This is a genomic window from Mycobacterium sp. IEC1808 (genome assembly GCF_002101935.1).
In the GTDB taxonomy this organism is placed as follows: domain Bacteria; phylum Actinomycetota; class Actinomycetes; order Mycobacteriales; family Mycobacteriaceae; genus Mycobacterium.
On sequence record NZ_LQPV01000009.1, the window covers coordinates 106,181 to 124,326 of the forward strand.

General features: G+C 67.1%; 24 protein-coding genes. 10 read left to right on the plus strand and 14 right to left on the minus strand.

The genetic code is table 11. The annotated features are described in order from the left end of the window. Nucleotides 1-10 precede the first annotated feature (10 nt). On the minus strand, nt 11-493 hold the full coding sequence (locus tag AWB92_RS29290; RefSeq protein ID WP_142280261.1) for a hypothetical protein: 483 nt from the start codon (nt 491-493) through the stop codon (nt 11-13). Nucleotides 494-855: 362 nt separating this feature from the next. Beyond that, nucleotides 856-1,314, minus strand: coding sequence for a limonene-1,2-epoxide hydrolase family protein (locus tag AWB92_RS06350; RefSeq protein WP_085184546.1), 459 nt, complete (start codon nt 1,312-1,314; stop codon nt 856-858). A gap of 63 nt (nt 1,315-1,377) precedes the next feature. On the opposite strand from AWB92_RS06350, the gene AWB92_RS06355 reads away from it, so the two are divergent. The 3 genes from AWB92_RS06355 to AWB92_RS06365 all read left to right on the plus strand — a co-directional run bounded on the left by AWB92_RS06355 (nt 1,378) and on the right by AWB92_RS06365 (nt 2,889). Further along, a complete protein-coding gene (locus tag AWB92_RS06355) occupies nt 1,378-2,286 on the plus strand; it encodes a dienelactone hydrolase family protein (protein ID WP_085184547.1) in 909 nt (302 codons plus the stop codon). 11 nt (nt 2,287-2,297) lie between these two features. Continuing rightward, nucleotides 2,298-2,645, plus strand: coding sequence for a hypothetical protein (locus AWB92_RS06360; protein ID WP_142281960.1), 348 nt, complete (start codon nt 2,298-2,300; stop codon nt 2,643-2,645). 61 nt (nt 2,646-2,706) lie between these two features. After that, a complete protein-coding gene (locus AWB92_RS06365; protein ID WP_085184549.1) occupies nt 2,707-2,889 on the plus strand; it encodes a hypothetical protein in 183 nt (60 codons plus the stop codon). 4 nt (nt 2,890-2,893) lie between these two features. Here AWB92_RS06365 and AWB92_RS06370 read toward each other — a convergent pair whose 3' ends face one another. The 6 genes from AWB92_RS06370 to AWB92_RS06395 all read right to left on the minus strand — a co-directional run bounded on the left by AWB92_RS06370 (nt 2,894) and on the right by AWB92_RS06395 (nt 7,136). Then, nucleotides 2,894-4,219 (minus strand): cytochrome P450, encoded by a 1,326-nt coding sequence (locus tag AWB92_RS06370; RefSeq protein WP_085184550.1) that lies wholly within the window; start codon nt 4,217-4,219, stop codon nt 2,894-2,896. Between the two features lie 57 nt (nt 4,220-4,276). After that, entirely contained in the window at nt 4,277-4,696 is a 420-nt protein-coding gene (locus AWB92_RS06375; protein WP_085184551.1) for a lipoprotein LpqH, read from the minus strand. A gap of 13 nt (nt 4,697-4,709) precedes the next feature. Next, a complete protein-coding gene (locus AWB92_RS06380; protein WP_085184552.1) occupies nt 4,710-5,543 on the minus strand; it encodes an SDR family oxidoreductase in 834 nt (277 codons plus the stop codon). A 6-nt stretch (nt 5,544-5,549) separates the two neighbouring features. After that, nucleotides 5,550-6,023 carry an SRPBCC family protein gene (locus AWB92_RS06385; protein ID WP_173817369.1) on the minus strand — a complete coding sequence of 158 codons (474 nt, stop codon included), beginning with the start codon at nt 6,021-6,023 and terminating at the stop codon, nt 5,550-5,552. A 31-nt stretch (nt 6,024-6,054) separates the two neighbouring features. After that, nucleotides 6,055-6,465, minus strand: a complete 411-nt coding sequence (locus AWB92_RS06390) for a transglycosylase family protein (RefSeq protein ID WP_068107642.1) — start codon at nt 6,463-6,465, stop codon at nt 6,055-6,057. 131 nt (nt 6,466-6,596) lie between these two features. Next, nucleotides 6,597-7,136, minus strand: a complete 540-nt coding sequence (locus AWB92_RS06395) for a chorismate mutase (protein ID WP_085184568.1) — start codon at nt 7,134-7,136, stop codon at nt 6,597-6,599. A gap of 90 nt (nt 7,137-7,226) precedes the next feature. Here AWB92_RS06395 and AWB92_RS06400 point away from each other — a divergent pair, with 90 nt between their 5' ends. Beyond that, on the plus strand, nt 7,227-7,808 hold the full coding sequence (locus AWB92_RS06400; RefSeq protein ID WP_173817366.1) for a hypothetical protein: 582 nt from the start codon (nt 7,227-7,229) through the stop codon (nt 7,806-7,808). 62 nt (nt 7,809-7,870) lie between these two features. On the opposite strand, the gene ag85B is transcribed toward AWB92_RS06400, so the two are convergent. After that, nucleotides 7,871-8,860, minus strand: a complete 990-nt coding sequence (ag85B, locus tag AWB92_RS06405; RefSeq protein WP_085184553.1) for a diacylglycerol acyltransferase/mycolyltransferase Ag85B — start codon at nt 8,858-8,860, stop codon at nt 7,871-7,873. Nucleotides 8,861-9,564: 704 nt separating this feature from the next. Between ag85B and AWB92_RS06410 the strand changes: the two genes are divergently transcribed. Beyond that, a complete protein-coding gene (locus AWB92_RS06410; protein WP_085184554.1) occupies nt 9,565-10,692 on the plus strand; it encodes a hypothetical protein in 1,128 nt (375 codons plus the stop codon). 14 nt (nt 10,693-10,706) lie between these two features. Here the strand turns inward: AWB92_RS06410 and AWB92_RS06415 are convergent, their stop codons facing one another. From AWB92_RS06415 to AWB92_RS06425, 3 genes are read right to left on the minus strand one after another with little or no spacing between them, the layout of a single operon-like run. Then, entirely contained in the window at nt 10,707-11,246 is a 540-nt protein-coding gene (locus AWB92_RS06415) for a YceI family protein (protein ID WP_085184570.1), read from the minus strand. 22 nt (nt 11,247-11,268) lie between these two features. Then, entirely contained in the window at nt 11,269-12,282 is a 1,014-nt protein-coding gene (locus AWB92_RS06420) for an alcohol dehydrogenase catalytic domain-containing protein (protein ID WP_085184555.1), read from the minus strand. A gap of 9 nt (nt 12,283-12,291) precedes the next feature. After that, on the minus strand, nt 12,292-13,569 hold the full coding sequence (locus AWB92_RS06425) for a cytochrome P450 (protein WP_173817367.1): 1,278 nt from the start codon (nt 13,567-13,569) through the stop codon (nt 12,292-12,294). Nucleotides 13,570-13,756: 187 nt separating this feature from the next. On the opposite strand from AWB92_RS06425, the gene AWB92_RS06430 reads away from it, so the two are divergent. The 4 genes from AWB92_RS06430 to AWB92_RS06445 all read left to right on the plus strand — a co-directional run bounded on the left by AWB92_RS06430 (nt 13,757) and on the right by AWB92_RS06445 (nt 15,534). Further along, nucleotides 13,757-14,344 (plus strand): dihydrofolate reductase family protein, encoded by a 588-nt coding sequence (locus tag AWB92_RS06430; protein WP_085184556.1) that lies wholly within the window; start codon nt 13,757-13,759, stop codon nt 14,342-14,344. Between the two features lie 48 nt (nt 14,345-14,392). Beyond that, nucleotides 14,393-14,791 (plus strand): hypothetical protein, encoded by a 399-nt coding sequence (locus AWB92_RS06435; RefSeq protein WP_085184557.1) that lies wholly within the window; start codon nt 14,393-14,395, stop codon nt 14,789-14,791. Nucleotides 14,792-14,803: 12 nt separating this feature from the next. After that, nucleotides 14,804-15,094 carry a hypothetical protein gene (locus AWB92_RS06440; RefSeq protein ID WP_085184558.1) on the plus strand — a complete coding sequence of 97 codons (291 nt, stop codon included), beginning with the start codon at nt 14,804-14,806 and terminating at the stop codon, nt 15,092-15,094. Between the two features lie 206 nt (nt 15,095-15,300). Continuing rightward, the gene (locus AWB92_RS06445) at nt 15,301-15,534 is read left to right on the plus strand and encodes a hypothetical protein (RefSeq protein WP_085184559.1); all 234 of its coding nucleotides are present in this window, start codon (nt 15,301-15,303) and stop codon (nt 15,532-15,534) included. A 6-nt stretch (nt 15,535-15,540) separates the two neighbouring features. Here the strand turns inward: AWB92_RS06445 and AWB92_RS06450 are convergent, their stop codons facing one another. Both AWB92_RS06450 and AWB92_RS06455 read right to left on the minus strand, forming a co-directional pair. After that, on the minus strand, nt 15,541-16,671 hold the full coding sequence (locus AWB92_RS06450) for a nitronate monooxygenase family protein (protein WP_068188872.1): 1,131 nt from the start codon (nt 16,669-16,671) through the stop codon (nt 15,541-15,543). Between the two features lie 113 nt (nt 16,672-16,784). Continuing rightward, the gene (locus AWB92_RS06455; RefSeq protein WP_085184560.1) at nt 16,785-17,234 is read right to left on the minus strand and encodes a hypothetical protein; all 450 of its coding nucleotides are present in this window, start codon (nt 17,232-17,234) and stop codon (nt 16,785-16,787) included. 166 nt (nt 17,235-17,400) lie between these two features. On the opposite strand from AWB92_RS06455, the gene AWB92_RS06460 reads away from it, so the two are divergent. After that, the coding region (locus AWB92_RS06460; RefSeq protein ID WP_142281962.1) for a PE family protein at nt 17,401-18,146 on the plus strand (746 nt) is incomplete at its 3' end.

The following is an 18,146-nucleotide window of genomic DNA, read 5'->3' on the forward strand; positions in this document are numbered from 1 at the left end:
CCTTGTGCCACTAAACCGCGCCAATCAGACAGAACACGCTTATGTACCCAGCCTTATCATCGGGTTTATCCGATTTCGAGTAGAAGGCGATATTTTTACCAACGTCATCTGTAAAATGCTCCAAGTACTCCAACTTGAACTTGAGCGTTGATGCGATTTCGGGAAATGCCCCTTGCATCGTCACGGTTCCCGTATTCAGATCTACTTCCATACCGAGCGGCACTTGGTCGACACCGTGCGCCCCCGTAATGAAGAACGCAGCCGGTGGCAGTTCTGGCGGCGGTTGATTGTGCAGCGTGCCGCGTTTGCCTGACGGGACGAACGGTTGTGTACAGTCGCCCTCGGCGAGAAACGCATTCGTGATCGTGTGCGAACCCTGGCGTGCGATTGCAAAAGTGATGTTCTCTCCACCATCGGGATTCCCGCCCGCGGCGAATTCACGAGCCCAACGCGTGATCTCGTCAAGGGCCTTTTCCGTTTGCGCATTCGACATGACAGACTTCCCTTTCCTGGGTTAGATTGCCCTCTTGCGTGCCGTTAGCCCGTAAAAGACGACCACTAAATCACCGTTTCAGCTCTCCCGCGCGCGGCATAGCGTAGTTCACTACTTGAAAGCAGTCGGCCCGCTACTCCGATGGACGATGCCCGCGCCTATCTCGACGATGAATCGAGCCGCCCCTGCTCTCCTCAGGGGTGGCCCGTCACCGTGGCGGCAGTGGCCGATCGCGGAGACCGAAGGACACGAGCAGCCTGCGGCGTTCACCCAGCAGCGCGTCTGCTACGGCTATCGGCCTCAGCGGCCCGCTCCGCTCCTAATCTCCCAACGTAGAAGGAGTCATGGTGCCTTATAGCCCGTCAGACCAAGGCCGACGCGTCGAAAACCCAGCTGGTGTCGGCGCTCGCCAAGTTCTCGAAGTGATTGGGTGGTGCGAAGCCGACCAGGCTTTGCATGTCCCAATAGTCTTTCCACACGGTGATCTTGCCGTCCTCGACCTTGTGGACGGTGACGAACCTGAGCACGCCCTGCTCGCCCGACGCGAAAGTCCAAGTCTCCGAATGCTCGTAGATGACGTCGGAGCCGTTGGACACCAGCACGCCGTCGTGGTTCTCGTAGCCCGCCAGCGGCTCGAGCCCGATCTTGAGCCGTTTGACGATGTCGTCCGGACCGCGCGCCGCCAACGCGGGCACCGGCATGTCGACGTAGAGACAGTCGTCGCTCAGGAACGTCTTGACCGCATCCCAGTCCCGCCGCGACAGTGCCTGCCACATCCCGACGACGACATCCTCGACCGCGACCTCAGAAACTTCCGTCATAGCGGCAAATAAACCGGGTTACCGGACACGTGTCAACCATCGGCTTTGGGCATACTCGCCAGGGTGACCACGCTGCGCCGCTACTTAGCCGAGGAGATCGCGACCGACCACGTCGACGGCCTGCTGACCCGCCGCGAAACCCTGCGGCGCCTGGCCCTGCTCGGCCTTGGGACCGCGGCCGCCGCCGAGCTCATCTCGGCCTGCTCCGCGAAAAGCCCTGCGGGAGCGCCCAGGTCCGCGCCCGAAAGTTCAACCGGCTCAGCGCAACCACCCGGCGCGGCCAACACGCGGCCGACCACGCCGATCACCTGGGCCGGGCCACAGGGCCAGCTGCAGGGGGCGTGGGCCCAGGTCGCCGATTCCAAGGGGTGCGTCCTGGTCATTCACGAGAACAAGGGCCTGACCGACTGGGTGCGCTCGGTGGCCGGGCGGCTCGCCGGGGCCGGCTATTCGGCGCTCGCCATCGACCTGTTGTCGGAGGAGGGCGGCACCGCGGCCTTCCAGGACCCGGCGCAGGCCACCGCCGCGTTGGGCGGCATCCCCCCGGAACGGTTCACCCACGACCTGAATTCCGGTGTCGCGGAACTGAAGCGGCGCGCCCCCGGCCAGAAGGTTGGCGTGGTGGGCTTCTGCTTCGGCGGGGGATTGGTGTGGCAACTGCTGGCCTCCGGCGTGCCGGGGGTGTGGGCCGCGGTCCCGTTCTACGGGCCGTTGCCGGCCAACCCGGACTTCGCCGGATCCAGGGCCGCCGTGCTGGCGATCTACGGAGCTCTGGACGCGCGGGTCACCGGGACACAGGCCGCCGCGAAAGCCGCGCTTGACCGCGCCGGGTTGGTCAACGAGATCGTCGTCGAGCCCGGCGCGGACCACGCCTTCCTCAACGACACCGGTCCGCGCTACAACGCCACCGCCGCGGCCGACTCGTGGCAGCGGCTGCTCGATTGGTTCGGCCGCTACCTGGCCGGACAATGAGCCGCGGCTCGATGAGCACGCGGGCCAGGGTGCTGATCGGCATTGCACTGGTCGGAATGCTGGCCGGCGCGGGCGGGGCGCTCGCCCGCGGGTTCTGGGGGACCAGCGAGGATTGCCATGACTGGGTGAACGCCCACGGCTACGAATTGGTGCGCAACGACTGGTGGGCCAAGACCCACGGCTGCGTCGCCAGGACACCCACCGGCACCGAGGTCGCCCACGACGAGGAATTCCGCAACAAGGCGATCGGATGGGCTTGGCAGTTCGGCATTTTCGCGGCCGGCACGTTGCCCGCGGTGATCATCGTCGCGTCGGGGGCGCTTCGCTGGCGAAGCGGCCCCCCGGGCGAGGACCCCTAGCCGGTGGACCAACCGCTCACAAATCCCGCTGTTGGCTGCGGCTTTGCCGCATACTTGCGTCGTGACATCGCAGCGCGATACCTCCGAGGAGATCGGGGCCGATCCGGTCGACGGCCTGCTGACCCGGCGCGAAGCCATCCGAAGGCTGGCGCTCGTCGCCGTGACGGCAGCCCCCACCACGCTCATCGCGGCCTGTTCGGGCAACAGGAGCTGGCCGGGCCGGCGGCGCCGCCGCCGCCGCTAGTCCGTCAGGCGTCGACCTGCGCCATCGACCGTGCCGGCCCCAGGACCACCGGCAGCGTCGACCAACCGCGCAGCACCCGCGTGTCCCGCCGGCTTCCGGTGCCGGCCGCCCGCACTTCCGGAAAACGGTCGAAGAACGTCCGCAGCCCGACTTCCCCCTCGGCACGCGCGAGGGCGGCTCCCAGACAGAAGTGCCGTCCCCCGGAGAACGCGAGATGCCTTCCGGCATTTGGTCTTTCGATTTCAAAGCGGTCGGGGTCGGGGAACACTGACGGATCCCGGTTAGCGGCGGCCAGGTAGATCACCACCAACTCGTCGCGTTTGATCCGCATGCCGGCCACGTCGACGTCGCGCAGCGCCACCCGCGCGGTGAGCTGCACCGGCGAGTCGAGGCGCAGGATCTCCTCAACTGCGTTGGGCCACAACTCGGGTCGGCGACGCAACGTGTCCAGATGCTCGGGTGTGTCCAGCAGCATCCGGATTCCGTTGCCCAGCAGGTTCACCGTGGTCTCGAAGCCCGCGGCCAACACCAGGCCTGCGATGCCCTGAAGTTCGTCGGGGTCGAGATGCGTTTCGGCGGAGCCACTTTCGGCGGTTTGGATCAGCTGGCTCATCAGGTTGTCGCTGGGGGCGCGCCGCAGCTCGCGCAGGTGATCGGCGAGCCAGGCGTTGAACCCGACGATCCCTTTCTGCACGGTGCGGTATTGCCACCAGGGCAGTCCGATGTCCAGGCTCGGCGCGGCGAGTTCGCCGAATTCCAGGACCCGGGGCCGGTCTCGCTCGGGGACTCCCAAGATGTCGCTGATGATCGCGACGGGGAGCTGCGAGCAGTATCGCCCGACGATGTCGACCACGCCGGGCTCGCCGGTCAGCCGATCCAACAGGTCGGTCGCGGTGCGCTCGACGTTGTCGCGCAACGCGGCGACCGCCCTGGGCGTGAACACGGCCGACACCGTCTTGCGGTAGCGCGTGTGGTCCGGCGGCTCGACGGCCAGCAGCGACGGCGCGCGCAGCGGATGCAGGAGATCGTCGTCGTTGGTGCGGCGCTCAACCCAACGCATCGGCGCCGGCAGGTTCGACCCCATGTTCACCACACGGAAGTCGTCCGACCGCAGCAGCTCGTGGGCCAGGGCATGGTCGGTGGTCAGGTAGTTCACCCGGCCCTTCACCAGCGGCCCCTGGGCGCGCAGCTGCTCGTAGAACGGAACCGGGTCGTTGGCGATCGTCGGGTCGGCGATCAACCTGGACTGAAGGTCGCCCCGCCGCATGCCGATCGCCGCGACGCCCCGGATGAACCCGTGCATCACGAGCCAGTGCAATCTCTCCTTCACGGGGCCTCCATCAGCTCGGTGGTTTGGACCCAGCCTAGGCGGAATTCGCGTGCCCGCTCAGCACTCGGCGATGATCTTGAAGTCGGTGGTCACCGTCTTGTTGGGGTCGCTGCTGCTGATTCCGTATGCGCTACCGGTGATGGTGTAGGCGTTGTTGGTGACGTCGGCGTGCGCGTCTCCGACCCCGCCCTGCCAGAAGCTGCCGGTGAACCCGCCGAAGTTGCGGATCTTCACCCACTGCGGGATGGCCCGGTAGCCGCTGAGCATCACCACCGCCTCGACGTGCGCATCGTGATCGGCGATGTCGAGGGTCCGATAGGACTGGGTCTGGCTGCACGCGGCGGGACGCGTCGTCTGGGCGGCGCCCCCGACGGTCACCCGGGCGGCTTTGCGGGGCACCGTCTGCGCCTGCCCGCAACCGGCCACACCGGCCCCCGCGATCAGCACCAAAATGGCTGCGGCCCAACGGTTTCGCACCCTGCCATCCCCCTCACTGCTGCTTCGGCATCAGCGCGGGCAGGGCCTTGACGATGCGGCCCCGCACCAACTCCGGACTCAGACCCTTGAGCAGGTCGATCACGCGAATGCTCTTCGGCACGTACCAATGCAGCCGCTTCGGGTTGTGATAGGCCTGCCAGGCCGCCTCCGCGACGCTGCTCGCCGGCATCAGCCGCATCATGCCCTTCTTCGGCGCGCTGGCTCGGACGTCCTCGCCGGACATCGCCCGCCCGCCGTCGTCCGAGTGGTTGGTGGTCGTGGTGAGGATGGCGGTGTCGATCAGACCCGGCAACACGTCGGCCACGCGCACCCCGTGCCGTTGCCATTCCACGCTGAGCGCCTCGGTCAACCCTTTGACCGCGTGCTTGGTCGACGAATAGACCGCTAAGCGCGGCATCCCGTAGGTGCCCGCAGACGACGACGTCGAGAACATCAGGCTGCCGGGCCGCTTCTTCAGGTAGGGCAGCGCGACGTACGCGCCGGTCAGCACCGCCTTGTAGTTCACCTCGACGACGCGCATCGCGGCCTCATACGGGACATCCTCGAACCAGCCCGATTCGCCGATGCCGGCGTTGTTCCACATCATGTCGAGCCCGCCGTCGGGGTTGCCGGCGCAGAAGTCGGCCAGCGCGGCTTCGAGCGCGGCCTTATCCGTGACGTCGACGGCACGCGTCCACAGCCGGTCGTCACCCAGCTCTCCTCGCAGCGTCGTCAGGCCGTCCTCGTTGCGGTCCACCGCGCCGACGCGCCAGCCGTTGGCGTGGAACAGCTTCGCTCCCTCGCGGCCCATGCCGCTGCCCGCGCCGGTGATGAAGACCGATTTCACGTCGAGTCAGCCCGCCTCGACCACGTCTTTGATCCTGTTGAGGGTCTTGGTCATATCGCGGATGTTGCGTCGCCTGCGCAGGAATCCGCCCAACAACCAGTAGATGCCCAGCCACGGCGCGGGATTGAGCCGAAACGACTCGGTCACGTCGGTGCCGCCGCCGCTGGGCGCCAACCGGTAGTGCCAGTTGTTCACGGCCCGGTCGCCGAGCATTACCGCGAACCCGAATTCGCGGCCGGGCTCGCATGCGGTGACCTTGCACGTCGTCCAGTAGACCGGTCCCATCTCGTTTCGCTTGACGTGGCCGCGAAACTGGGCGCCGAGCGCGGGGCCGGTCGCATCGCCCAGCCACTCCGCCTCGAACACCTCCGGGGAGAACCGTCCCGTGTTGCGAACGTCCGCAATGAGATCCCAGATCTTGTCCGCGGGCGCCGCCATGTGAACAGTCGCCGAACCTTCCATGCGCTGATCCAAACACAGCTTCGCCCCGGCTCATAGGGCGCGATATCCGTCAGTGCGGGACGGCCGCCTGGATAAGCCCGTTGATGATCTGTTTGATGCCCTGCGCGGGGTGCGTGTACATCGCGATCGGCAGGCCCGACGCCGAGCCGCACTTCGGCCACGGATCGAGTCCGTCTTGCGCGAAAACCCGGTTGGCGACGGCGATCTGCTCTTCCCTGGACGCGGCTGCCGGATTGCCGACACCGCCGTACTGGGCCCAGGTGCCCGGCTTGAATTGCAGCCCACCGTATTCCCCGTTGCCGGTGTTGGCGTGCCAGTTGCCGCCGGATTCGCACTGGGCGACCGCGTCCCAGTTGGGGGCGCCGGGAGCGGCGCCTGCGACGCCGGAGGAACTCAGCGATGCTGCAACGAACCCGCCGATGATGGCGGACGTGATGAGAGGCTTGCAGAGTTTTCTCATGCCAGGCATTTCGCGGGGCGTGTCCGAAGCGTTACCGATTCGAAAAGGTGGCGAGATAAGCCGTCTAGCAGCGCAATTGAGCCCCTGAGCAGCGAAATCAGAGCTTTAGAGAATGGTGAGAATTAAATAAATTAGCCCTGGCAATACGATTTGGTCGCAAGCGAAAGGGCTTGCTGGTAAAGGCCGTCGAGTTGGCGGGCGCGGGCGACTTCGCTTCGCGCGGCGTCCAGGTCCGAGGCGCAGCCGGGGGAGTGCAACAGGTCCCAGCCGGCCACGATCGCAGTCAGCATCGTGTGGTTGAGGCCGTCGATCGTCGACCGCGACTCCGACAGGTCTGGCGCCACGCCCGGCGCGTCCGCCGGGTTCAGCTTCCAGTCCGCGAACCGCGCGTATTCGATTGCCTCGGTTGCGTTGATCTGATCGCCGAAGACGCGGGTGACGTAATTCGGGTCGACGCGCGCGGCGCTCGCCTCGGCGCCCAGTTTGGCGAGCTCCTGCTGGACCCGGCCCGGGTCCTCGATGGCGCCGCCCGTCCTCCACTTGAAGGCGGCCACCGGCTCGGCGACCTGGAGCCGCTGTGCGGCGGCGTCGACCAACGCGACCAGCGGGCCGGCGGCGTCGCCCCGCGCGACAGGTGCCGCGAGCAATAGGACGGCCACCGTGCCGGGCAGCGCGAGGCGCGCCACCGGGCGGTTAGGCCGCCCACGAGCGCCGGTCATGACCATGATTGAAGATTCTCTCCCGAGTTAGCCTGGGCACTGATGTCGCAGGTGTCTCGCGGAGATTGGTTGCGCACGACACAGGTTCGCGCGCTGATCGCGGCCGCGCTGACGGCCACGCTGCTCATGAGCGGGGCCATCCTGCTGGTGGACAGGCTGCACACCACGCCCTCCGATGTTCTCGACCATCCCGCCAACCCGGTCAGCGACGATCAGTCGCAGGCCCAGGCGGTCGAGTCGGCCAGGCAAATCGTCACCCTGACCGGACTGCGGACGACGTCGGCGGGCTACACGTTGATGTCGTGCAAAAACCGCGACGACCCCCCGTACCAGGGCGCGATCTACCTGACCTTCGCGCTGCCCGCCGACACGCAAGCCGAGACCTACTTCCCAGGCCTCGCGGCGACGCTCGTCGGCCACGGCTGGACCGAGGGCCTACCACCCAACGATCACGTGTTCGCCCGGTCCCTCACCAAGGACGCCGTCACGGCGATCGTGTATCGGCAGACTGAGGCCCCACACGTGGGTGTCCTGCGCGTCTACGGCCAGTGCCGAAACATGAACAACCACCGCACCGACGTGACCGCGTGGACCGACGTCACCGACCGATTCAAGGCCCCCTGACGCGCTACTGCGCCTGACGTCGCCGTCAAGCGCAGTAGCGGAATCTCTGGCAGGTCAGGTGGTTATCCACCGCCGCCGGGGGTCGCGCCCAAGCTGCTCTGCAGGTCACCCTTCATGGCGTTGAGCTGCGCTCCCCAGTACTCCCAGCTGTGCGTGCCGTAGGCGGGGAAGTTGAAGACGGCGTTGTGGCCGCCCGCAGCGTTGTAGGCGTCCTGGAACTTCTTGTTGACGCCGATCATGAAGTTGCTCTCCAGGAACGTCGCCGGCAAGTTGGCGCCGCCCAGCTCGTTCGGCGTCCCGTTACCGCAGTAAACCCAGAGCCGGGTGTTGTGCTCGACGAGCAGGTTGACGTTGACCAACGGGTCGTTGCGCTGCCACGCGGGGTCATTGTCCGGCCCCCACATGTCTTCCTTCTTGTAGCCACCGGCGTCGCCCATCGCCAGGCCAATCCAGCCCTGCCCGGTGGACGGGCTCAGGTAGCCGGACAGCGAACCGGCGTAGATGAACTGGCCTGGGTGGTAGTTCGCCAGGTTCATCGCCGACGCACCCGCCATCGAGATGCCGACCGCGGCGCTACCGTTCGGCTTGACGCTCCGCTGCGACGACAGGTAGCCGGGCAGCTCGCTGGTCAGGAACGTCTCCCACTTGTAAGTCGAGCAGCCGGCCTTCCCACACGCCGGGCGGTACCAGTCGGTGTAGAAGCTGGACTGCCCACCGACCGGCATGACGACCGAGAGGCCCGACTTGTAGTACCACTCGAACGCGGGCGTGTTGATGTCCCAGCCGTTGTAGTCGTCCTGGGCACGCAGGCCGTCGAGCAGGTACACCGCGGGCGAGCCGCTTCCGCCGCTCTGGAATTGGACCTTGATGTCGCGGCCCATTGAAGCCGACGGCACCTGAAGGTATTCGACGGGCAGACCCGGGCGGGAGAACGCCCCCGCGGTCGCCGACCCCCCCACAAGACCGATCAGGCCCGGGAGGGTGGCAGCCGCCGCCGCACCGACCAAAAGCCGGCGCCCCCAGGCCCGGATCTTCTCGCTCACGTCTGTCATACCTGCCCCTGTCCGTATCTGTGATCGCGATCTCAGGCAGGAATTTACCGGGTTATTAGACCAAATGTCGATCGGGACGCGTTGGTGTCTCAGTTTCATATCGGTTTTGGTCCGAATTTCGCAATGCGGATATGGCGATGGCAGGGGCCCAACTGCGGGAACCCCCGGACCGCCGGTTCGCGGCCGTTGCGCCGCAAACCCCGAGGCCGCCGGCCCTGACGAGAGCGGAGAGCCACGGGAGCGGACGGTATCCGACTTAAGGGATCGGGCGCCCACGATCGGAAATGGCGACCTCGATTTCCAGCGGGTGCGCGTGACATAGTCCCGAGCCGGTCCGGTGTGTCGGAGTTGGCCGCCCACGCGTTCGATTGCGGATGGCGAATGCTCGACGGCCGGGCCGCGATAATTTTTCGGGGCCGTAAATGGGCGGACCGGTTGAAACGCCCTGGGTGCCCGTCACCTGCCGTTTTCGCGGCCGGCTCGGGAGGGATCGCCGGCTTGGCCACGTTCGCGTGCGGGTTTGACGGGAATCGGAACCGGGGGGAGCCGAACTTGCGCGGACCGCGTAGGCTCTCACGGAGCAAGCCGATGGAGACCACGCAATCCCGGTCCGTTCCGGCCCTCATGAACCGCCGCACCAGCACCGTTTGCTGCGTGAGTGCGGCCGAGGGCTTCGGAGGTCCGGGACCGATTGAGGTGCAGACTTGGACACGGTACTGGGGCTATCGCTGACGCCGACCACCCTCGGATGGGTCCTGGCCGAGGGACACGGCGCAGACGGCACGATCCTGGACCATTCCGAGCTGAGCCTGCGCGCAGGCCGTGGCGCCCGAGCCCTGAGCACCGCGGAGCAAGTGGCGGACGAGGTATTGCGGGTGGATGCGCGCGCATCGGCCTGCGAACGGCGGGTGCGTGTCATCGGGCTCACCTGGAACGACGATGCGTCCGCGCAGGCGGCGCTGCTGTTGGAGGCCTTGACGGACGCCGGCTTCGACAACGTGGTGCCCGTCCGGCTGCTGGAGGCGGTCGAGACGCTGGCGCTCGCGATCGCCCCGGTCATCGGGTACGAGCAGACCGCCGTCTGCATCCTCGACCAGGACTGGGCCACCGTAGTCATGGTCGCCACTCACGAGGGCCAGACTCAGACGGCCGTCAAGCACGTGCGCGGCGGCTTCGACGGCCTGACTTCCTGGCTGAGCGGGATGTTCGAACGACCGACCGGCTGGCGGCCCGGCGGGGTGGTTGTCGTCGGCGGGGGCAGCGACGTCGACGGATTTTCCTGGCAGCTCGAAAAGACCTTGCCCGTACCGGTTTTCGCGCAGACGATGGCACAGGTGACGGTGGCGCGCGGCGCGGCGCTGGCCGCGGCCCGCAGCACCGAGTTCACCGACGATCAACTGGTGGCGCACGTCGGTGAGCCCGCCGTCGCGCCCCGGGAACGGCCTCGCAGGCTGTCCTACGCCGGCGCCATGACCGCGCTGGCCGCGGGAGCGATCACCTTCGTCTCGTCCGTCTCGCTCGCCCTGGGCATCCACCTTGCCCCGGCCAGCGAGTCTGCGCCGGGCAAGCGGGTCGTGCATGCGCCGCCGCCGCAGATCGCCGAGGCCGTCGCGCCTGCCCCCGCTCCGCCCCCCGAGGCGGTATCGACGGCCCCGCAGTCGAAGACGCCCGCCGGCGAGCCGGTCACCGAGTCGGGGGCCGGAGGGGAGCAGCAAGGCACTCCCGGCGAGCAGCAACCGGACTCGAACGACCGTCAGCCGTACTTGACGCGGGTGCTCGAGCACATCCCCGGCGACGCCGGTGATGCGGCGCCGCACACCCCGACGCCGTAGCGCGGCGCCTGAACTCAGCCGTCCTTGGCGTGAACGGCGCTGAACGACACCGTCACCTCGTCGTCGACCCGCACCGAGCCCATCAGCAGCGAGTAGGGCTTGACGCCGTAATCGGTTTGGCGAACCCGCGATTCGACGGTCATTCGCCACCGGTCGCCGAGATCCTCTGTGCGCAAGTCAATCACGTGTTTTAGTGACTGCCCGCGGATGTGCAGCTTTCCGGTAAGGCGGTATCCGTCGCCGCTCTTCTCGATCGTGTCCGCGTTAAATCGGATCTCGGGATAACGGTTGGCGCCCAACGACTTCAGCGCGTTGGATTTCACCACCGCTTTTTCGGGCCCGGACAACCCCTTGACCCCGCCCTCGCCGCGCAGCACCTCGAACGAATCGACGTCCACGGTCAGCTCGGCGGTGACCGGTTCGCCGGAGGCCCAGGCCACGGTGGCCTCCCAGCGCGTCATCGCGATGGTCAGCCGATGCCCCATTCGCGCCGCCCTGCCCGCGACGCCGGTGCGGACCAGCAACTCCCCGTCGGATGCGGTCAGGGTCCACAGGCCGGTCACAGCGCGCCCGCGGTCACATCGTCAAAACGGTGCGGTAGTGAGCGCGCCCCTGCTCCAAAGCCGCGTAGCCCTCGGCGGCCTGCGCCAGCGGTAGCTCCTCGATCCATGCCCTAACGCCCGACACAACGGCGAAATGCATAGTGTCTTCAACGTCTTTCGCGGTGCCGGAGGGATGCCCGACGATGCTGACCCCCGGTGTGATGAGCTGGATGGGACTGATCGGCAACGGTTCGGGCGTGACGCCGATGGTGACCAGCTCGCCTTGCGGCGATATCCCGCCGACGGTTGCCGCCATCGCCGGCGAGTTGCCCGCGGTCGCCAGCACGACCGCCGCCCCGCCCAGGGCCTTGAGCGCTTCGGCGGGATCCGCCGCGGTGGAGTCGATGTAGTGGTGGGCACCCAACTTGCGGGCATCCTCCTCCGTGCCGGCGCCTCGGGCGATCGCGATCGTCTCGAAACCCATCGCCCGGGCGAACTGCACCCCGAGGTGACCGAGCCCGCCGACACCGAGGACGGCGACGCGGTCGCCGGGCAGCGCCTTGGTATGACGCAACGCGTTGTAGGTGGTGACGCCGGCGCAGCCCATCGGCGCGGCTTCCGCGTCGGAGAGCCCCGCCGGTATCCGGGCGAGCGCGCTGCCCGGGACGGTCACGGACTCCGCGTACCCGCCCGGATATTGGTAGCTCGGGACCTTCCCGTTCTCGCAATGAATGAAGTGGCCTTTCCGGCACTCGTCGCAGTGGTAGCAGCACCCGCCGAACCACCCGACCGCCACGCGATCGCCCACCGCGAAACCCTCGACACCCGAGCCGAGCTCGGCGATCGTTCCAGCGATTTCGTGCCCAGGCGTCAGCGGCCACGTCATGCCCGGAAAGCCGCCCGCGACAAAGTGTGCGTCCGTGCCGCAGATCCCGCACGCGGTGACCGTCAGCCGCGCCTCACCGGGGCCCGGCGGCTTGGTTTCGACATCGACCAGTTCTAGTGGTGCGCCCGCGGACTTGACGTGGACAGCTCGATGGGTGGCCATGCCTTGAGGCTAGTGCGCGGCAGGTGATTTCGCGCCGTCGGTGTGGTAGTCGACCTGCCAGTGCTTGATCCCGTTGAGCCATCCCGAGCGCAGCCGCTCGGGCTTGCCGATCGATTCCAGGTTCGGGATGCCGTCGGCGATCGCGTTGAACATCAGGTCGATCGTCATGCGCGCCAGGTTGGCCCCGATGCAGTAATGCGCACCGGTGCCACCGAATCCTACGTGCGGGTTGGGGTCGCGCAGGATGTTGAAGGTGAAGGGGTCGTCGAACACGTCCTCGTCGAAATTGGCCGAGCGGTACACCATTACCACCCGCTGACCCTTCTTGATCTGCACGCCGGACAGCTCGTAGTCCTCAAGCGCGGTGCGCTGAAACGACGTGACGGGGGTGGCCCACCGCACGATCTCGTCGGCCGCGGTGCCGGGGCGTTCCCTTTTGAACAGCTCCCACTGGTCGGGGAAATCGGTGAAGGCCATCATGCCCTGGGTGATGGAGTTGCGGGTGGTCTCGTTGCCGGCCACCGCCAACAGGATCACGAAGAAGCCGAACTCGTCGTCGGAGAGCTTGTGGCCGTCGATGTCGGCCTGCACCAGCTTGGTGACGAGGTCGTCGCCCGGGTTCTTCGCCCGGTCGGCGGCCATCTGCATGCCGTACGTGATGAGTTCGACGGAAGCGGTGATGGCGTCGTTGTTCGCAAACTCGGGGTCCTGGTCGCCGACCATCTCGTTGGACCAGTGGAAGAGTTTTTTGCGTTCGTCCTGTGGCACACCCATCAACCCGGCGATCGCTTGCAACGGCAGCTCGCACGAAACCTGCTCGACGAAGTCGCCGCGGCCCTCGGCCGCCGCTTCCTCGACGATGCGCCGGGCGCGATCGGCCAGGTCGTCGCGCAGGCGCTCGATGGCGCGCGGCGTGAAGGCCCGCGAGATGATCTTGCGCAGCCGGGTGTGCTGCGGCGCATCCATGTTGAGCAGGACGAACTTGCCACGTTCGACCTGCTCGCCGACCGTGCCGTCCTTGTAGCGCGGCAGGGCGGTCTTTTCCAGGCTGGAGAAGACGTCGCTGCGCAGCGAGATTTCCTTGACGTCCTTGTGCTTGGACACCACCCAGAACCCGCCGTCGTCGAAGCCTCCGGCCCCGATCGGCTGCTCGTTCCACCAGATCGGCGCGGTTCGGCGCAGCTCGGCCAGCTCTTCCACCGGCAACCGCTCGGCATGGATGTCCGGGTCGGTGAAATCGAATCCGGGCGGCAGATTCGGCTCGGTGGTTGTCTTCGATGCTGACAAGGTCCGCTCCTTCATACGAAGTCGTCTAGTCGTCTTCTTTGTGCCAAATAAACCACCGCTACACCACCGTTGGGAAGGATTGCGGCAAGATCGCCAGGCCGAATTGCAACATGTTCACCGCCGATGAGTTTCCCGCGCGCCGCCGGTCTGTATCGGTACGAGAGGCCGATCGACCGAGAGGGAGCACATGCGCATCGTTGCCAGCCACTTCATGAGCCTGGATGGGGTCGTCCAAGCCCCGGGCGGCCAGGGCGAGGACAGCGACGGGGGATTCGCACACGGCGGTTGGTCGATGCCGTACTTCGAACCCAAGACCATGGGACCGGCGGTCTCCGAACTGCTGGCCGAGACCGACGCGCTGTTGTTCGGCCGTCGCACCTGGCAGACAATGGCCGCCGCCTGGCCGGCTCGCGCCGGCGACGAGTTCGCGGACCGGATGAACGAGATCCCCAAATACGTGGCGTCGCGGTCGCTCAGCCAAAGCGATCTCGACTGGCACGGCTCGACCCTGCTGCCCGCAGACGACGCGATCGGCGCGATACGCGAGCTGCGGGCACGCGACGGCCGGTCGCTGCAGGTGATGGGTAGCGCGTCGCTGGTCTCACAGCTGATCGAGCACGACCTGGTCGACGAATACCGGCTGATGCTCGAGCCGATCCTGCTCGGCGGCGGCAAGCGGGTGTTCCCCGACGACGGACGGGCCCGGGCGCTCGAGCTCGTCTCGGCGACGACGACCGGGACCGGGGTGCTGATCTGCACCTACCGACGCTCCTGACCGTCCCATATGCTTTGTGCAGGTCATCGGCGACAGGTGGGGTGGAACATGATTCGGGAACTGCTCAGCGCCGCTTCTATCGCGGGCATCACGATCGGCCTGGCCCCGTGCGCCGCCGCAGGTTACGACGGCGACGTGCCGAACATGAATTACGACGCCTCGCTGGGCGCGCCCTGCGACAACTACGAGCGCTTCATCTTCGGGCGGGGCCCCAGCGGCCAGGCGGAGGCGTGCCACTTCCCGCCGCCGAACCAGTTCCCCGCGGCCACCACCGGCTACTGGGTCATCTCATATCCGCTGTACGGGGTGCAGCAGGCCGGCGCGAGGTGCCCGGGCCCGCAAGCGGCGGCGCAGTCGGAGCGCGGCCTGCCCATGCTCTGTCTGGGAGACAAGGGCTGGCAAGAGGGATGGTTCACCGGGGCGGGATTCTTCCCCCCGTCGTCATGACCGGCTGATGCGATGAGCCAGACTCGGCCCCCCGAAGCATCGGTCCCGCGCTGGCTGCGCTTCGTCCTCGCGTCGGATCGCGCGGGTTCCGCCTGGTACGTCGGGACCGGCTTCTTCTTCGCGCCGGTGCTCGCCGTGTTGTCGCCGTGGCCGGCGGTCACTGCCATGCTTTGGGGGTTCATCGCCTTGGCCGGATTGTGGCTGGGCCTCCTCGGGATCGCGATGGCTATCGGGCTGGCACGGATATTGCGGTCCGGCGCCGAGATCCCCGAGGATTACTGGCGCACCCTGGTGAACTACTAGACCCGATGGTGGCGACCCGCAGCGCCCGGCTACGCCGCGCTCGCGATCGCCACTAGAGCCGATGGTGGCGACCCGCAGCGCCCGGCTACGCCGCGCTCGCGATCGCCACTAGAGCCGATGGTGGCGATCCGCAGCGCCCGGCTACGCCGCGCTCGCGATCGCCACTAGAGTCGTTCCCAAAGGTCCTGCGACAAAAGGAGATTCCGATGGGCTTCAATCCGAAAGACGCAGTCGACGCAGTCCGCGACATCGCCACCAATGCAGTCGAAAAGGCGTCGGACATCGTTGAACACGCCAGCGACATCATCCGGGGTGACCTCGCGGGCGGCGCCAGCGGCATCGTCCAGAACTCGATCGACATCGGCACCTATGCGGTGGACCGGACGAAGGAGGTCTTCACCGGCCCCGGTAGTGACGAGCTCGACGAAGTCGACGAGTAGCCGCCGTCAGACGGCGGCGGCGGCGTTCAGCTCGTCCAGCCTGTTGGTCGACTCCAGGTATTCCTGCACCCACCGCTCGATGACGGTCGACGTCTTTTCCACCTTGTTGAACTGCCCGACGACCTGACCGACCGGGTTGAACGCGACGTCGACCGTCTCGTTCGGGTATTTGTTCGTGGCCCGCACGGCCATGCCGGAAACCATGTACTGCAACGGCATTCCGAGGGGCTTGGGGTTGTCCGGCTGCTCCCACGCCTCGGTCCAGTCGTTGCGCAGCATCCGGGCCGGCTTGCCGGTGAACGAACGGCTGCGCACGGTGTCACGGCTGGACGCCTTGGCATATGCGGCCTGCTGAACGGGGGTGTTCGAGGCTTCCTCGACCATCAGCCACTGCGAACCGGTCCACGCGCCCTGCGCGCCGAGGGCCAAGGCCGCGGCGATCTGCTGACCACTGCCGATCCCGCCCGCCGCGAGCACCGGCACCGGCGCGACCTCCTTAACGACCTGGGGCCACAACACAATTGAGCCCACCTCGCCGCAGTGGCCGCCGGCCTCGCCGCCCTGGGCGATGATGATGTCGACCCCGGCGTCGGCGTGCTTGCGGGCCTGCGACGGTGAGCCGCAGAGAGCGGCCACCTTGCGGCCGGATTCGTGGATGTGCTTGATCATGTCGGCCGGGGGAGTGCCCAGCGCGTTGGCGATCATCGCCACCTTCGGGTGTTGCAGCGCGACTTCGACCTGCGGGGTAGCGGTCGCCTCGGTCCAGCCAAGCAGTTGCAGGGTGTCCTCGTCGGCGTGATCGACCGGCACACCATGATCGGCCAGGATCTTCTTCGCGAAGTCCAGGTGCTCCTGCGGCACCATCTTGCGCAGCGTGTCGGCCAGCTCCTCGGCCGACAGGTGCGAATCCATGCCCTCGTACTTGTTCGGGATCACGATGTCGACGCCGTAGGGGTGGTCGCCGATGTTTTCGTCGATCCACTTGAGCTCGATCTCCAGCTGCTCGGGCGTGAAGCCGACGGCGCCCAGCACGCCGAAACCACCGGCCTTGCTGACAGCGACCACGACGTCGCGGCAGTGGGTGAAGGCGAAGATCGGGAACTCGATGCCGAGTTCGTCGCAGATCGCGGTGTGCATGCCTACTCCTGGAAGCTTGACCGATGTAAAAGAACTGAAACGTGTTCTAGTTTAGTACGGACGCCGTTGACGTGGCCAGCCGCCCCCGACCAGCGCGCGGTCACTACGACGTATCAGGTGGTCCACAGGATCACAAATGCCAACATCCCACCGAAGCAGACCAGGTGGTCGCGGCAGATCGCTCGCGCCAGCCGGGTTTGTTCGGCCGGACCGTCCGCCCGGTACCCGAGCCGAACGGCGGCGGGGACCGTGCGCGTCAGCGCCAGCACCATCGGGACACCCGCGAGCGCCGCGGAGATTGCCAGCAGCCACCCGGGGTCGTGGCCCCGGGCGGCCTGAAAGCCCAACGCCGCCAACAAGATCAGCATGACCAAGGCGATCAACCGGCTCAACGGTCGCGACGTGGTGGTCGCGCGATGGTAATAGCCCGCGATCGAAGCGAGCACCGGCTCGGGCAATTCGTCACCCGCGCTTCGATTTTGAAGAACCTGGACGTCGAAAATCAGGTCCATCCACAAAACGGCGAGCAGAAATCCACCGCAGCCAGCGAGTAACGGGGCCATGACGCTGGTTACCTCCGGTTCGCCGAAACGCCGCAAATTCGGGGTTGATTTATTGTTGCCCGCTTAGCTGCGGCTGGGAAACAGCTTTGAATTGTTGTAACCACGTCTAATTAGGTACCCGAAGTGCCTACTATCCGCTTGTCGGGGGCGACCTGGAGGTTGTCGGATGTCGTTTGTAGTTGCAGTTCCGGACGCGGTCGCCACGGCGGCGGAGAATTTGGCGGGCATCGGTTCATCGCTGGGCACGGCCAATGCGGCCGCGGCGGCCAACACCACCGGCCTGCTGACCGCGGCGAGTGATGAGGTGTCGACCGCGATCGCCTCCTTATTCTCCAATCACGCAGCCCAATACCAGGCGCTCAGCGCCCAAGCCGCGGTGTTTCACAACCAATTCGTCGACCTGCTGCAGAGTGCCGGCGGCGCCTACGCGGCGACCGAGGCGGCCAGCGCGAACCCACTTCAGACCATTGCGCAAGACGTGCTCGGGGTGATCAACACCCCGACCGAGCTGCTGTTGAACCGTCCGCTGATCGGCCCCGGCACCGACGGCGCACCGGGGACCGGGCAGGCCGGCGGGGCGGGCGGGCTTTTGTTTGGTCGCGGCGGCAACGGTGGCTCCGGTGGGACCGGGCAGGCCGGCGGCGCCGGCGGCCCCGCGGGCCTCATCGGCCGCGGTGGGGCCGGCGGGACCGGTTCTCCCGGCTTCGCCGGCGGCGCCGGCGGCACCGGCGGGTGGCTGTGGGGCAACGGTGGCGCCGGCGGGATGGGCGGGACCGCAACCTTGGGCAACATCGGCGGTGACGGCGGTGCCGGCGGCAACGCGTTCCTGATCGGGTCTGGCGGCGCCGGCGGAACCGGCGGGGGCGGCGGGACTCTCGCGGGCAGCTTCGGCGGTGCCGGCGGCGCCGGCGC